The sequence below is a fragment of the Paraburkholderia sp. 22098 genome (genome assembly GCF_052045935.1).
GTDB lineage: Bacteria > Pseudomonadota > Gammaproteobacteria > Burkholderiales > Burkholderiaceae > Paraburkholderia > Paraburkholderia caledonica.
On the sequence record NZ_JBQEPV010000012.1, the window covers coordinates 179489 to 193855 of the forward strand.

Consider the following 14367-nt stretch of genomic DNA (forward strand, 5'->3'; position numbering starts at 1 on the left):
TGTTCGCCTGTTTACCCACGTAGGTCATCGCATTATCCTTTGACCGCACCGGACGCAATGCCGCGGACAAACCAGCGGCCCGAAATGAAGTACACAGCAAGCGGCACCAGCGAAGTCAGGATCGTCGCCGCCATGTTGACGTTATAGAGCCGCTCGCCGGTCGTCGTATTGATGATGTTGTTCAGTTGCACGGTCATCGGCAGATTCTTCGTGCCGGCGAACACGAGGCCGAGAATGAAGTCGTTCCAGATGCCCGTCACCTGCATGATGACCGCCACAACAATGATCGGCGTCGACATAGGCAGCATCAGCTGAACAAAGATACGCCAGAAACCGCCGCCGTCGATGCGCGCCGCCTTGAAAAGTTCTTGCGGAATCGAAGCGTAGTAGTTTCGGAACAGCAACGTCATCACGGGCATGCCGAAGATCGTATGAATCACGACGATACCCGGCAGCGAACTGAACAGATGCACGCTCGCGAGCACTCGCACGAGCGGATAGACCATCACTTGCACAGGGATGAATGCGCCCATCAACAACACGCCGAACAGCACGCCTGCGCCGCGCGGACGCCAGAAAGACAGCGCGTAACCGTTCACCGCGCCAATCGCAATAGAGAACACGGTGCTCGGCACGACGATACGCACGGAGTTCCAGAAGCCGACCTGAATGCCATTGCAATCGAGCCCCGTACACGCCGACTCCCACGCTGCGCTCCACGCATGTAGCGTGAAATGCGCTGGGAGAGCGAGCAGATTGCCGAGGCGGATCTCGCTCATCGGTTTGAAGGACGTGACTAGCATCACGTAGAGCGGCAGCAGAAAAAATAGTGCCGCACTGAGTAGAAACAGATAGACGCCGACGCGCGCCGGTGTGAATGCCGTACGGCGGCGCCGCTTTGACGCGCTATGCGGCGCGGCGCTTTTCAGCGGAGAACTGAGGGTGTTCATCACACTTCCTTGCGCAACGCCGCGCGGCTGCGGGCATAGAAGAACGGCGTGAGAATCGCGAGCACGGTTGCGAGCAGAACGATCGAAGCCGCCGACGCGAGGCCAATGTTCGCGCGGCCAAACAGATAGTCCATGATGAACTTCGCCGGCACCTCGCTCGCGGTGCCGGGGCCGCCTTGCGTCATCGCCACGACGGCGTCGTAGAGCTTGACGACCATTACGAAGAGCAGCACGAACGCGGTGGAGATCGACGGTCCGAGCATGGGCACGACGATGCTCGCATAGACCCGCCAGCGCGGAATGCCGTCGATACGCGCGGCCTTCCACAGTTCGTCGTCTATTCCGCGCAAGCCCGCCAGCAGCAACGCCATCACGAGACCCGACGCCTGCCATACGGTGGCAATGACGATTGTGTAGATCGCCCAGTCCTGATCGACGATCCAGTCGAAGCGTGCATGAACGAAACCGAGCTTGTGCAGCACTGCCTGCGCGCCGAGTTCCGGATTCAGAATCCACTGCCAGACAAGGCCCGTAGCCACGAACGACATCGCATACGGATACAGAAACACTGTGCGCAATGCACCTTCAGCGACGACACGCTGATCGATAAAGATGGCGAGCAGCAGACCGATCACCATGCACGCGACAATGAAACATGCACCGTAAATCACGATGTTTTGCAGCGACAACAACCACCGGGCGTTGTTGAAGAGCCTCACGTATTGCGTCAACCCCGCGAAGTCGCCCGATGGAAACGTGCGCGAATTGCTAAGCGAAACACGCGCGGTCCAGACCATCGTGCCTAGATAGGCGAACACGACGGTCAGGATCATCGGCAGCAGTGCGAGCCATGCCGCAATCGAAAAACGCTTCTTTAGCGGCTTTTTTAAGGGCTTTTTCGGCGACCCGGATCCGGACCCGGCTCCGGACCGCGACGCATGCAGCTTGAGCGCGTGCATATTGCGCCTAGCTCTTCAACGCGCCGGCAAACGCTTTCTGCGCGTCGTCGACCGACTGGTTCTTGTTCCAGAAGTTGGTGACGACGTCGATCAATGCGCCTTGCGTATCGGGTGAAAGCAGCATTTCCGGATTCGGCAACTGGCGCGACTTGTCCTTCATGATTGCAATGCCCTCCTTCGCGCAAATGTCGAGACTGCCCGCATCCACATCGGGGCGAATCGGAATTGAGCCTTTCTTCGCGCTGAATGCGACTTGCGCAGGCGGCGAGGTCATCACTGTGGCAAGAAGGTTCTGTGCTTTCACAGTGCTGGCGTTATCGCTCTTTGGAAACACGAATACGTCGCCCGCGACGAGGTATGGCGAATGCGGGCCGAAGCCAGGGAAGCAGCCAAATTCCTTGCCCGCGCTCTGCTTCGCCGCCGAGAATTCGCCCTTCGCCCAGTCGCCCATGATCTGCACACCGGCCTTGCCGGAAATGACGAGTGCAGTCGCATCGTTCCAGTTGCGGCCCGGAGAACCGGCGTCCACAAAATCGTGCAAGCGCTTGAATGCAATCAACACCTTTTTGAACGCGTCGGATTTCACCGCATTCGCGTCGTGGTCGCGATACACCTTCAGATATAGATCAGGGCCGCCGACATCGGCGAGCACGGCATCGAAAGTGATTTTTTCCTGCCACGGCTGACCGCCGAATGCGAGCGGAATCACGCCCGCGGCTTTCAGCTTGCCGAGATCGGCGATGAACTCGTCGTAGCTTTGCGGCTCGGCGCTAATGCCGGCTTTCTGAAACGCGGGTTTCGAGTAGAAAAACCAGGCCGGCATGTGAATGTCGACGGGCGCGGCATAGTAGTGCCCTTTCACCTTGATACTGTCGAGTATCGACTGCGGGAACACCCCGCTCCAGTTCTCTTTCGCGGCGACGTCGTCCACATTGTTGAGCAGCCCCTGATCGATCAGATCATGAAACTGTTTCGACGTATTGAACTGCGCTGCCGTGGGCGGATCGCCGCCGACGATACGGTTGATCGCGGTAGAGCGCGCCTGATCTGCGCCTGCAACTGCGTTGTCGATCCACTGACCGCCGGCCTTGTTATAGGCATCGGCGAACTGGCGGATCGCGGCGGACTCGCCGCCCGACGTCCACCAGTGAATGACGTTGGCTTTCAAAGGCTCAGCATACGCGAGCACTCCATGCATCGCCAATGCCGCAACCATGGCTCGCAAGACCGTTTTTCTGCTGTTCATCCCGTCTCCTCGAAAGGCTCGCGCCCGTGTTTCAGGTCGACATGCAAATCGGCTTCTGTTTCTTCTTCGTTGCTCTATCGTTGCTCTTTGCTTTGCTTTTTCGTTCACTCTTACGCGCGTTGGCTTCTCTCTTTGCGCTCCTCGAGGAATTGCGACACCAGTTCAGCGCTGCGCTTCATCGTGCGTTTCTGCGTGACGTAATCGACGTGTACGATACCGAAACGGCGCTCATAGCCGAATGCCCACTCGAAGTTGTCCATCAGCGACCATAGGAAATAGCCGCGTATATCGACGCCGGCCTTGATCGCTTCGTCCACCGCCGCAAGATGGCGCTTCAGGAACGAAATGCGCTGCGTGTCGTTCACGCGTCCGTCGATCACCGTGTCGTCGGAGGCCATGCCGTTCTCGGTGATGTACACCGGTGGCAGGTTCGAATACTCGTGGCTGAAGCCGATCAGCAGATCGCGCAAGCCGTCCGGATACACTTCCCATCCCATCTGCGTGCGCTCTACGCCTTCGAGCGGCACTTCCGTGAAGCCGTGTGCGCCGTCGCTCGCGACATTGGTGCGGAAGTAATAGTTGATGCCGAGAAAATCGAGCGGTGCGGAAATGATCTGCATGTCACCGTCGAGTATCAACGGCTCGGTGCCCGGCCACAATTCGAAAAGCGCCTCAGGATAAGCACCTTTCAGCAACGGATCGAGAATCCACGCATTGTGCTGGATCTCGAACAGTTGCGCGGCGCGCTGATCCTCGGCACTGTCGCTGTTGGGCGTGCCGCGCCCGATATTCGCGACGATGCCCTTTTGCGAAGAGGGATCGTTCTCGCGCAGCACAGGCAACGCGAGCCCATGCGCAAGCAGCAGGTGGTGCATTGCCTGCGTGGCGAAGCGTCCGTTGGCGAGACCGGGCGCATGATGGCCGTTGCCATAGCCGAGATATGCGGAACACCACGGCTCGTTGAGCGTCGCCCATGCATCGACGGTGCCGGCCAGCTCGCGGCTCATCAGATCCGCGTAATCCGCGAAACGGTATGCGGTTTCGCGATTGAGCCAGCCGCCGCGATCTTCCAGATGCTGCGGCAAATCCCAGTGATACAGCGTCACGAAGGTGGTAATGCCCTTCTCTTTCAGACGCGTCAGCAGGCGCTTGTAGAAGTCGAGCCCCTTGCGATTCGGTGCGCCGTTGGCGTCCATCACACGGGGCCACGCAATTGACAAGCGGTAGCCTTCGAGCCCGAGGCCAACGAGCATGTCAACGTCGGATTCCCAGCGATGATAGTGATCGCATGCCACGGCGCCGCTGTCGCCGGCGAGCACTTTGCCGGGCGTCGCGCAGAAAGTGTCCCAGATGGATGGCAGGCGGCCGTCTTCGTTGACGGCGCCTTCGATCTGATACGAAGCGGTGGCTGCACCCAACAGAAAGTTATTGCGCCACAGTGCCGAGTCGGTGGCAGGCGTAAACGGATCGGCGGACGAATGAGAGGAAAGTGCGTCGTGTGCCACGGATTCTCCATGCAAGCGAATGCTCGGCTGAGTTGAGTGAACCGGGTACGGCGAGATACGAGGAGCGACTGCGTTGACATCCGCGCAGGCGGAAGTGGAAGCGCTTCCACACAACGCTCGCGAACAATATCAGTGGCCTCTTTGACGCAGCAATCAGGGTTTGTCTGGAGCGGTGCTGGCATGCCGTTTCAACGCATGCCCGATGCATTGTTCAGTCGCGCGTTAGCGGAAATGCGACGCGATGGTGGAGCCTCGCAATGTGCTAATCGACTGCCAAGACCTGCCTTTCCCATTACGTTGCTTGCGAGTCAGCAGAGCACGGCTTCTGACCGCAGAGGTCACCACTATGTCTGTGGCAGGATTTCACGGGCCACGCCCGCTTCTAATGTGACGGCTCAATTCAACGGGCAGTAAGCGCCACCCCCGCCACCTCCGCGCGCTTCGCGACAAAATTCCAACGCAGCGCAGTGGATGTCTCCACGGGCGCCGGCAGAAGCCCCGCCCGGTAGAACGTATCGGCGATCTTTTGCTGTTCACCGAAGTTTTGCGTTTCCACTGCGCGCACCGCGTAACTGCGGCGTGCGTTCGCGCGCTCGATCGTCGCAGCATCCAATCCCCAGATGGGCGCGAGCAGCTTTGCTGCATCGTCGGGATGGCTGCGCACCCAGGCTCCCGCCGACGACAACTGCGCGAACACGGTGCTGATCACCTCCGGGTGGGCTGCGGCAAAGCTACTCGACGCGAGGTAGTACCGCTGATACGAGGCAAGGCCGGCCCCGTTGGCGAGGATGCGTACGTCCGGTGCCTGATCGACAGACGCGACATACGGATCCCATGTGACCCACGCGTCCACGCTGCCGCGCTCGAATGCGGCACGTCCGTCGGCGGGCGTGAGATAGCTGATGCGCACGTCGGCGGGTGCGAGGCCCGCCTTGGCGAGCGCGGCGAGAAGCAGGTAATGGCTGCCGGCGGCCTTGGTCACCGCGATGCGCCGGCCTTTCAGGTCGACGAGCGTGCGCACGGGGCCGTTGCGCTTCACGATGATCGCCTGCGCGCCTGGCGACGGCGCTTCTTGTGCGACATATACGAAGCGCGCGTGAGCCGCCTGCGCGAACACGGGAACCGTGTCGGCGACGTCGGCGCTGAAGTCGACCGCGTCGGCGTTGAGCGCCTCTGTCAACGGCAGGCCGCTCGCAAACTCGTTCCAGCTAATGCTCACGCCCAACGGCGCCAGTGCCTGCTCGAGCGAGCCGCGCGCTTTCAGGATGGTAATGAGCGTCGAAGACTTCTGATAGCCGATCCGCAACTTCAACGGAGCCGGAACATTACCTGTGGTTTGCGCCTGGGCTGCGCCGACAGCGAGCAACGTGCTCAACGCCACGCGGGCGAGCAATCGAAAGATAGAAAGTGTCACGGCTCGAAATTCCGATGAGGTCGATACGATCAAACTGCGATCGTAGCAACGACGGATCGCACGGATAAGCGAGCGTTTTAACTATGCTTAGCAGGGGAACGCATAACGCCTGGTGTCGTCGCGACCTCCTGCACAGCAAGCTCTGACACGCCCGCGATAACACCGCGCATCCGGAGCGGAGGTCTGACCGTATATCCGTCATGGGGCCGCGTTGCCGGCCGGCCTCGTCGATACAGTCCTAAAGCCGGAAGACAAGGCGTTGCTCGTCGACGCGCACCTGGTTGCACCTCGCCGCGTGGCAACCGGGCGTTTTGCAGCGGCACAAAAGGCTCAGACGCTGGCACCGCCCGCGCCGGGTTTCAATGGAGAGAAATCATGGAAAAGTTGAGGCAAAACCTGGTCTGGGCCAGCATCACTGTCGCCACGGTCTGCGCGTGCAACGCCGCTTTTGCTCAGGCGGGTGGCAATGGCAATGGCGGCAACGGCAGCGGTGGATCTCATGGAGCAGCGACTGCAGGCATGACTTATCACAGCGAGCCCGTCTCGAGTCCATGGAACCGCGTTCCCGGTGATATGACAAATCAGCCGAAAAGGTCCGATAAGGACAAGCAGAACATGTCGCCTGACGGCAATGGAGAGTCGGTCAAGACCGGACAGTGAGTACGCGTGGAACGTCGTCGCTTGTCACGCATCGGCGGCCTTCCCGCTTTCTGGGAAACACAGGGCTCCTCGCACGCAAGTGTCTGGTCTTACGCATCAGAGACCGTCAGCGGGAAGGGCAAGGACGATAGTTAAACATCGTCGTGCTAACAACTCTTGCAGCAGCGACGCGGCATCCAGCAGGCTCGCGACCCAGACTTATCGTCGCCTTCAACTGCCCTACTCCAGTGTTCATGGACGCGCGTTCTAGCGCCTTCCTGAGGCGCTCGGCGAGCGACGATCCGCCTCTGTCCCACACCAGAACTCTTCGATGTGCGAACCGTCGTCACGCGTCAGCGCAATACGCTCAGGCGAGCGGTCCCACGGATGCGAGCCTATCGAAGATATCTTGACGCCTTCGTCTCTCATCAAAGGCGTTAAACGCTGAGCTGCGAGCGGCGTTCGAACCACACTCCCCGATGGAATATGCCGCGCGGATATGTACCGCCCCTATTTAATCCTAGTCTGATAGTCGCGGTCCGCCACTACGTCCAACATCATTGCGGCATGAGCCGACGATCGCGGCTGCGCGTGTCTTAAACGGGCTCTGTCCAGTAAGACAACCACCTCGACACGGCAGGACACGCCGCTTTCGACTGTCGGTCACTTGATAAAACAGGAATCGTGGATGAAGGATGCAACAACCGGTAGAGAAATGGGCCGCCTTGGCGACTCGACGGACCACGGCGGCGAAGTCATCGAGGCAGCGTCAAACCTCACACATCTCGGCGTGGGCGTCGCACTGGACGGACACCTTGTGAAGTGCCCGGACTGCGGCGGCGCCTGGCCAATTATCGCTACCGGCAAAACCACGCATGCAGGCCGCCGCGTCGCGCTCATTGGCGACAGGACTGCATGCGGAGCCACGCTCATCCGGGCGTGACGAACTTATGATCTGGCATGTCAACACGCGAAGTATCACGTTCAGCGGGCGCGCCCTTCCTGAAATAGTCGGCATTGCCAGCGCCCGCAATGAGGTGCGCGAGCCGATGCTCGCCGTGCGTAGTGTGCGCGGGCGTGAAGCGGTGGGAGAACTGTTTGAGTATGTGGTCGTCGCGGAAAGCCAAACTGCTCTTCTGTTAAACGCCACTGATGCGACGCAGATCGATCTGACGCAGATTGTCGGCACTGACGGCACTGTTGCAATCGAAATTTCAGGCATTGGCACTTTTATAGCGGGCCAGCCGGGCGACATCGGGCGTTCGAACATCGGTGCCGATGTCCGTTACATCAACGGTGAAATCGTCTCGGCGCGCATTCAGTGTGTGGAAGACCGCGCGGCCGTTTATGAGTTCGTATTGCGGCCTTTCATGTGGCGGGCTACGCAGAATTCCGACTCTCGAATTTTTAGCGGCACTGTCGTGGATATTCTGCAAAAGGTGTTCGGGCGATATCTGGGCTCGGTCGACTGGCGGATTGGCGGCCCGTGGAACGGCATGCGTCGCTACCCGATGCGCGATATGGTGCGACAGGCGTGGGAGTCGGACTGGAATTTCGCACTCCGACTCATGGAAGAGTGGGGTCTGGTGTTCTGGTTCGAACACGCGAAGGACCGGCATACTCTCGTCGTGTCCGACACGTCAGGCGGGTTCCATCGGCACGGCATGGCCTATGAGGCACTGCGTTTTCACACGGGTGGCCGGATTGACGAGGAACACATCAGCAGCCTGGCCGTAACGCATACCGTGACGGCGGGGAAGGCGTGCGTCAATGACCATGACTACATGCAGCCACGTCTGCGCCGGTCCAATGCGCCGAACCGGCAGACATACGAAGCGGCTGGCGGCACAGCCGACCCGAACATCGAAATTTACGCGCCGGCCGAGTTCGCGCAGCCCGATACGTTCCCATCGTCCTACCCCCACGACGCGAGGGAGGAAGGCCAGTATCTGGCGCGCGTGAAGGTGGAAGCAGCGCGCTGCAAGGGATTGCGTGCGAAGGGCACGGGTCGTCTGCGGGGGCTGCAGCCGGGTCGCACATTCAGGCTTGTCAATTATCCGCAGGACAGCGCAAACCGCGAGTATCTGGTGCTCGCCTGCGAACTGGATATAAGCGAAGTCGGCACGTCAACGAGCGCGTGGCGCACCTATGCGGTAGCGGCAGAGTTCGAACTCCATCCGGTTGGCGAGTATTACCGCCTGCCGCAACTGACGCCGAAACCGCGCGTCGAGGGTTACGAGTATGCGGTGATCGTCGCGCCCCAAGGCCGGGAAATGTGGATCGACAGCCGGAACCGCCTGCTAATACAGTTTGACTGGGACCGCGAGGCCCGGTTCGACGGCGCAACGTCGATCTGGGTCCGGGTCGTCACGCAATGGCAAGGGGGCGAACTCGGCGTTGTGACGCCGGGACGCGCCGGGCAGATGGTCGTGGTTTCACACGTTCACGGCGACCCGGACCGGCCCGTTGTAGCGGGCTTCGTCGCTGACCGTTTCAATACGCCACCGTGGGAACTGCCCGCGAACGCTGCCTTAAGCGGCATACGAAGCAAGAGCCTTGACCACGGCGCGCAGTCGAACCACCTGGCGCTGGACGATACAGCGGGAAAACTTCAGGCTCAACTTGCGAGCGACCACGCCAAGTCGAGTCTTAGCCTGGGGCACATCACGCGGATCGACGGTAACAAGGGACGACAGGACGCACGCGGCGAAGGCTTCGAATTGCGTAGTGATCGCTGGGGCGTTCTGCGCGCTTCGATGGGATTGCTATTCACTTCATGGGGGCGCTCGGGGGCAGCGGGCAAGGTCAAGGACATGGACGAGACACATGCCCGGCTGACCGAGGCGCGCAGCATCCACGAAGAACTTGCGCTGTCTGCACAGCAGCACGGCGCCCAGCAAGCCACAGGGGCGCAACGGGATGTTGTGAAGGCGCTCAGCGATGCAAACGCCGCGCTACGTGGCAGGGCGTCGGACGGTGCCCATGACTTCCCCGAGTTCGGGCAGCCTGACATTGCAGTGTCCAGCGCGGCGAATCTGCACACGGCGGCGCAGGACAACACGCATATCGCCAGCGGGAAACATACGGCATTGACGGCGGGCGGTAACGTCGCGATTGCTGCGCTTAAATCGCTGTTTGCTTCCGTGCGCGAAGCGATTGCATTTTATGCCAGCAAGTCGATAACAATGATCGCCGCGACCGGGCGCATACACCTCGAAGCGCGTACCGATGCACTCCAGGCAATCGCGCGGGAGGACGTGACGGTGACCAGCCAGAACGGATGGCTGCGGCTGGCCGCGCTGAAGGGTATTGAAATCAACGCGGGCGGAACCCTGCTGCGGTTGACGCCGCAAGGCGTCACAGTTCACACGAACGGGCATTACCTCGTTCACGCAGCGAGCCATGCGACAGACGATCCGCAGGCTGCGCCGGTCACATTGCCAGTGACGCAGGAGAACCCGGGGCGGCTGGCTGCGCATCATGTTCTGGTTGAGGACGGGGGCGGGTTCATCCTCGGTGGCCAACCATACCGGATCACGCTGGATGACGGTCAGGTGATCGAGGGCGTGACGAACGGGCGCGGCGAGATGCAGGTGGCGACGAGCAACGCTGTCTCGTTCGGCCTTGTGGAACTCATGTCGCAAAGCGAACCGGATAAGGTCATATCGGCGAGCACGACAACGGTGTGGCGCGATGACAGTCTGCCGACACCAGAAACGGTCGAGATGCCGGAAAAGCGCACGACGAAGGTGGGCGGCAAGTCAGCCGAAACGCCGGGAGAAGGGCTGACTGGGGATGGCAAGCCGCCTGTGTTCGTTGGGTGTGATCCGATGAACTGGGGTTTGCGGACCTGTCACCTGCTCAGGAATGCGAAGGCCGCAGATACGCCGCCGGCGTTGCAGTATCGGAGCGATATCGAGTATCCGGTTGCAAAGAGCTACACGGCCGCTGTGAAGGAAAGTCTTTGCAGAATTGAGTGGGCGAGTCTCGGGGGAAAGACGGACAAAGAACTGGCGGCAGTCGTCGTGCCGGCGATCCAGGGGCCAATCTGGAATGCGTTGCAGGCGGGTCCGTTCGGATTGCCGGAGAGGGTCGCGAAGCAAGGCGGTGCAATGCCCAACATCGTGATTGTGTCGGCTAGCAACGCTGCAGAATATAGCTTTCCAATTGGCGCGCATGGGGTTTTTCAAGGCTCAAAATGGGTACTCTGCCTGTCGAGATGGGACATTGATGAAATTATCAGGAGCGTTAAAGGCGTTCCAGAAACAAACGTCACACTGATTGATTTCGCCGACACGGTTTATCACGAAGCGCGGCACTGCCAGCAGCTCTTCTGGCAGATCGCGTTACTCAGTGCATTTCCCGACGATTACAGGGAATTCTCCGATATGCGGGAATGTTTCAAGCAGATCGCTGGCAAGAAGATATTCGATCTGGCCTGCGCTACACCCTTCCCGAATGACAGTCTCGCCCGCGCAGGCATCCATGCGATGCTGGTGTTCTATTACTACTGGGTGATTACCAAGACGAAGGGTATCGCTGACGGGCAATTCATTCAGGCCGATCTGGAAAAAGTCGAGGCCGAAGTCTGCAAGGTGAGAAACGTCACACCGGAGCAGGCCCGAACGATGGCAGTTACCTATACGAGTTATCTACATGAACAGGACGCATTCTTGTGTGGTGAAGTGGTCAAGTATTGCTGGATTGGCCGTTCTCAGTTGCGTAACCCAGGCACATGCACAAGCGCCTACGCCCACGTCATCCAGTCAATCGGAGCGCACTGAAATGAGTGACGACATTGCGCCATCGCAGGAACGGGCGCTACTCCGACTGCTTGATAAGGTCATGGAAGTGATGCGGGATGACAGGCCGATCAATCCCGACGATCCCGATCTGGGGAACCTCAAATCGGCGGAACACTTTGTCCCTGGGGAAGCTGGAATAGCGTACTCCTTCCGGAACCGCGCTTTTCCTGATGCGACGGTGGAACTGACAACCTGGACCGACCCGCTCGACTATTCTGACGACAGGACGCGCGTGCAAGCGGTCCCCGCCTACTTTGAACTGGCATTCCATAACGCCCTTGCCGGAGTTAGTCGCCGCCTGCTTGAACAGCGCCTTGATCTTGCAAACTACTGGGTAGATGCGGACGGGCTGAGGAAGGAAAGCAACGACATCGGCCACAGTCTGCCGCCCTTTGCGCGGGAGCATCGTTATCGCTACCGGGCGAATGCGGGCGAACACGGCCGGTTTCCCGTTGATGTCGAGTTCTTCTTCATAGACCCCGCGCCCGATGATCTGTCGAGGAAGGCACGGCTCGATCAAATTACCATCACTCGCGACTACCCCTATCTCACGCCCGCGATGCGCAAGAAAAAGCGCGAGGAACAAAACCACAAAAAGCGGCAGACCTACGGCTACATGGACCTGTGCACGGGCGCGACGTGCCCGGAATCCGGCATATGGGAAGGCTGGACAAAGGACGGTCCGACCGACGTGATGAAGGTCGAACGCGGGCAGAAGTTCGATGCTGTACGCTCCGTGTCGCTGGAACAAGGGGGCTCATGTCCGATGATTCGCGGCCAGTGGTACTGGCTTTGCAATGTCAATGAGGAATCCGGCACCGTCTGGAAAGGCATTGCGCTGAAGGGATAAGCGAAGGCGCCTGGTCTTCCACGTATGCGAGTTACCTACATGAACAGGATGCATTCTTGTGTGGTGAAGTGGTCCAGTATTGCTGGACTGGCCGTTCTCAGTTGCGTAACCCAGGCACATGCACAAGCGTCTACGCTCACGTTATCCAGTCAATCGGAGCAAAGTGACATGAGTGGTGACATTACCCCGTCCCAGGAACAGGCACTCCTGCAACTGCTCGGAAAGGTCATGGAGATCATGCGGGATGACAGGCCGTTCAGTCCGGAGGACCCCGCCTTCGGCAAACTCAAATCGTCCTATTTCATAAGACCAGGAGAGGCTGGAGTACATTACTCGTTTGCGAATAATGCTTTTCCTGATGCAAAAGTAGATTTGTCGATGTGGACCGACCCACTCGACTATTCTGACGACAGGACGCGCGTGCAAGCGGTCCCCGCCTACTTTGAGTTATGGTTCCACAACGCTCTCGCCGGAATCAGTCGCCGCCTGCTTGAACAACGCCTTGATCTTGCAAGCCACTGGGTAGACGAGAAGGGCGTGAGGGAAGAAGGAAACGACATGGGGGTCGGTCCTCCGCCCGAAAACCTGCTGCACTCTTACTGGTACCGGGCTAATGATGGCGAGAACGGACGTTTTCCCGTGGACGTGGAGTTTTTCTTCCTCGATCCCGCGCCCAATAATCCCTCAGGGAAGTTGCGGCTTGATCGAATCACGATTCATCGCGTCTACCCCTATCTCACGCCCGCGATGCGCAAGAAAAAGCGTGAGGAACAGAACCAGAAAAAGCGGCAGACCTACGGCTACATGGACCTGTGCACGGGCGCGACGTGCCCGGAATCCGGCACAGTCTGGAAAAGCATTGCGCTAAAAGGATGAAGCCCCCCCAGCCCTCTTACGCAGCACATAATGCCCGACGCCCCATTCCTGTCCGTGCGCATAGCCGAACAGTTCGGCGACGGCCATATAGAACATGCGCCAGCGCTGGAACGCCAGGCGAGCATTGCCGCTTGCCGCGAGAAGCGGCAACACGCGCTCGCGCGCAGAGTCGAGAGAAGCCAGCCACTGATTGGCGGTCCGTTCGTAATGCGTGCCGTCAATCCACCACTGACGCGTCACGCAGAGATCGTCCTGAAAACGCAGCAACAGGTTTGCGGAAGGCATCGTGCCGCCGGTGAAGAAATGGCGCGACATCCAGTCGCTGCCGTCGCGCACGTCGAAAGAATATGCGAGCAGCCGGTGCGCGAAGATGTGAACGAAAAGCTGCCCGTCGTCACGCAGCCATCGCGCAATCTTCGCGAGCAGCAAGCCATAGTGCTTCATGTGCTCGAACATCTCGACGGAAACGACGCGGTCAAAGCCCGCGTCGCCCGGCGCGAATTCGAAGGTCGTGACGTCGCCCGTCACCACGCGCAAATTGGAAAGTCCGCGCTCGGTCGCGCGGTGCTCGATAAACGCGCGCTGCCCATGTGAATTCGAAAGCCCGACGATCCGTGCACGCGGATACCGCTGTGCGAGCCACAGCGATAACGCGCCCCATCCGCACCCGAGGTCGAGAATGGACTGCCCGTCCTCGATACCTGCACGCTGAGCGTACAGCGCCAGCATACAATCTTCGGCCTCGGATAGCGTTTCATTGCCCCTTGGATAATAGCCGCAGGAGTACTTGAGACGAGGGCCTAGATGCGCCTCGAAGAACTCGCCGGGGATTTCGTAGTGCTGCGCGTTGGCCGCCTGCGTTTCAATCGCGATCGGCTTTGCGCGCAGATCGTCGATGAGCAGTTCGAGTGCTTCGCCACGGCGCTCTCCGTCGTTTGCATGTTCATCGGCGAGCCGCCTGGCCATCAGCGCCCGCATGCCGGCGCGAATCGCGAAGTCCGGCAGCCAGCCGCGCTCGCACCAGCGAATTGTCCAGTTCGGGTCATAGGCGCTCGCGGCCGGTCTGCCTGATGCCGGTTCGACGCGTCGGGACGCAGGCGTGGGCGTGACGGTATAGGTCATG

The 14367-nt window shown here is 59.8% G+C and carries 11 protein-coding genes; 5 read left to right on the forward strand and 6 right to left on the reverse strand.

The features are described 5' to 3' along the window. Nucleotides 1–32 precede the first annotated feature (32 nt). The 5 genes from ACTJLB_RS24295 to ACTJLB_RS24315 all read right to left on the reverse strand — a co-directional run bounded on the left by ACTJLB_RS24295 (nt 33) and on the right by ACTJLB_RS24315 (nt 6035). Complete coding sequence (locus ACTJLB_RS24295; RefSeq protein ID WP_020066479.1) at nt 33–950, reverse strand: carbohydrate ABC transporter permease; 918 nt, start codon at nt 948–950, stop codon at nt 33–35. After that, nucleotides 950–1909: a carbohydrate ABC transporter permease gene (locus tag ACTJLB_RS24300; RefSeq protein WP_440784710.1), complete on the reverse strand. Its 960-nt coding sequence runs from the start codon at nt 1907–1909 to the stop codon at nt 950–952. Before ACTJLB_RS24300 ends, ACTJLB_RS24295 begins: the two co-directional genes overlap by 1 nt. Nucleotides 1910–1916: 7 nt before the next feature. Continuing rightward, complete coding sequence (locus ACTJLB_RS24305; RefSeq protein WP_131321086.1) at nt 1917–3155, reverse strand: ABC transporter substrate-binding protein; 1239 nt, start codon at nt 3153–3155, stop codon at nt 1917–1919. Nucleotides 3156–3265: 110 nt separating this feature from the next. Next, nucleotides 3266–4660, reverse strand: coding sequence for a GH1 family beta-glucosidase (locus ACTJLB_RS24310; RefSeq protein WP_440784711.1), 1395 nt, complete (start codon nt 4658–4660; stop codon nt 3266–3268). A gap of 400 nt (nt 4661–5060) precedes the next feature. After that, nucleotides 5061–6035 (reverse strand): aliphatic sulfonate ABC transporter substrate-binding protein, encoded by a 975-nt coding sequence (locus tag ACTJLB_RS24315; protein ID WP_051120910.1) that lies wholly within the window; start codon nt 6033–6035, stop codon nt 5061–5063. A 414-nt stretch (nt 6036–6449) separates the two neighbouring features. On the opposite strand from ACTJLB_RS24315, the gene ACTJLB_RS24320 reads away from it, so the two are divergent. The 5 genes from ACTJLB_RS24320 to ACTJLB_RS24340 all read left to right on the forward strand — a co-directional run bounded on the left by ACTJLB_RS24320 (nt 6450) and on the right by ACTJLB_RS24340 (nt 13244). Next, nucleotides 6450–6734 (forward strand): hypothetical protein, encoded by a 285-nt coding sequence (locus ACTJLB_RS24320; RefSeq protein WP_020066484.1) that lies wholly within the window; start codon nt 6450–6452, stop codon nt 6732–6734. A 667-nt stretch (nt 6735–7401) separates the two neighbouring features. After that, on the forward strand, nt 7402–7656 hold the full coding sequence (locus tag ACTJLB_RS24325; RefSeq protein WP_131321084.1) for a PAAR domain-containing protein: 255 nt from the start codon (nt 7402–7404) through the stop codon (nt 7654–7656). A gap of 7 nt (nt 7657–7663) precedes the next feature. Then, nucleotides 7664–11497, forward strand: coding sequence for a type VI secretion system Vgr family protein (locus ACTJLB_RS24330; protein WP_440784713.1), 3834 nt, complete (start codon nt 7664–7666; stop codon nt 11495–11497). A 1-nt stretch (nt 11498) separates the two neighbouring features. Then, nucleotides 11499–12368, forward strand: coding sequence for a hypothetical protein (locus ACTJLB_RS24335; RefSeq protein ID WP_440784714.1), 870 nt, complete (start codon nt 11499–11501; stop codon nt 12366–12368). Nucleotides 12369–12536: 168 nt separating this feature from the next. After that, on the forward strand, nt 12537–13244 hold the full coding sequence (locus tag ACTJLB_RS24340) for a hypothetical protein (protein WP_440784716.1): 708 nt from the start codon (nt 12537–12539) through the stop codon (nt 13242–13244). On the opposite strand, the gene ACTJLB_RS24345 is transcribed toward ACTJLB_RS24340, so the two are convergent. After that, entirely contained in the window at nt 13233–14366 is a 1134-nt protein-coding gene (locus ACTJLB_RS24345; RefSeq protein ID WP_440784718.1) for an SAM-dependent methyltransferase, read from the reverse strand. The two genes, ACTJLB_RS24340 and ACTJLB_RS24345, sit on opposite strands and share 12 nt — an antisense overlap. Nucleotide 14367 lies beyond the last annotated feature (1 nt).

Bases quoted from the DNA above. Each gene is read 5' to 3' on its own strand.
- ACTJLB_RS24295 (WP_020066479.1), bottom strand. From the start codon at position 950: ATGAACACCCTCAGTTCTCCGCTGAAAAGCGCCGCGCCGCATAGCGCG.
- ACTJLB_RS24300 (WP_440784710.1), bottom strand. From the start codon at position 1,909: ATGCACGCGCTCAAGCTGCATGCGTCGCGGTCCGGAGCCGGGTCCGGA.
- ACTJLB_RS24305 (WP_131321086.1), bottom strand. From the start codon at position 3,155: ATGAACAGCAGAAAAACGGTCTTGCGAGCCATGGTTGCGGCATTGGCG.
- ACTJLB_RS24320 (WP_020066484.1), top strand. From the start codon at position 6,450: ATGGAAAAGTTGAGGCAAAACCTGGTCTGGGCCAGCATCACTGTCGCC.
- ACTJLB_RS24325 (WP_131321084.1), top strand. From the start codon at position 7,402: ATGAAGGATGCAACAACCGGTAGAGAAATGGGCCGCCTTGGCGACTCG.
- ACTJLB_RS24330 (WP_440784713.1), top strand. From the start codon at position 7,664: ATGATCTGGCATGTCAACACGCGAAGTATCACGTTCAGCGGGCGCGCC.
- ACTJLB_RS24335 (WP_440784714.1), top strand. From the start codon at position 11,499: ATGAGTGACGACATTGCGCCATCGCAGGAACGGGCGCTACTCCGACTG.
- ACTJLB_RS24340 (WP_440784716.1), top strand. From the start codon at position 12,537: ATGAGTGGTGACATTACCCCGTCCCAGGAACAGGCACTCCTGCAACTG.
- ACTJLB_RS24345 (WP_440784718.1), bottom strand. From the start codon at position 14,366: ATGACCTATACCGTCACGCCCACGCCTGCGTCCCGACGCGTCGAACCG.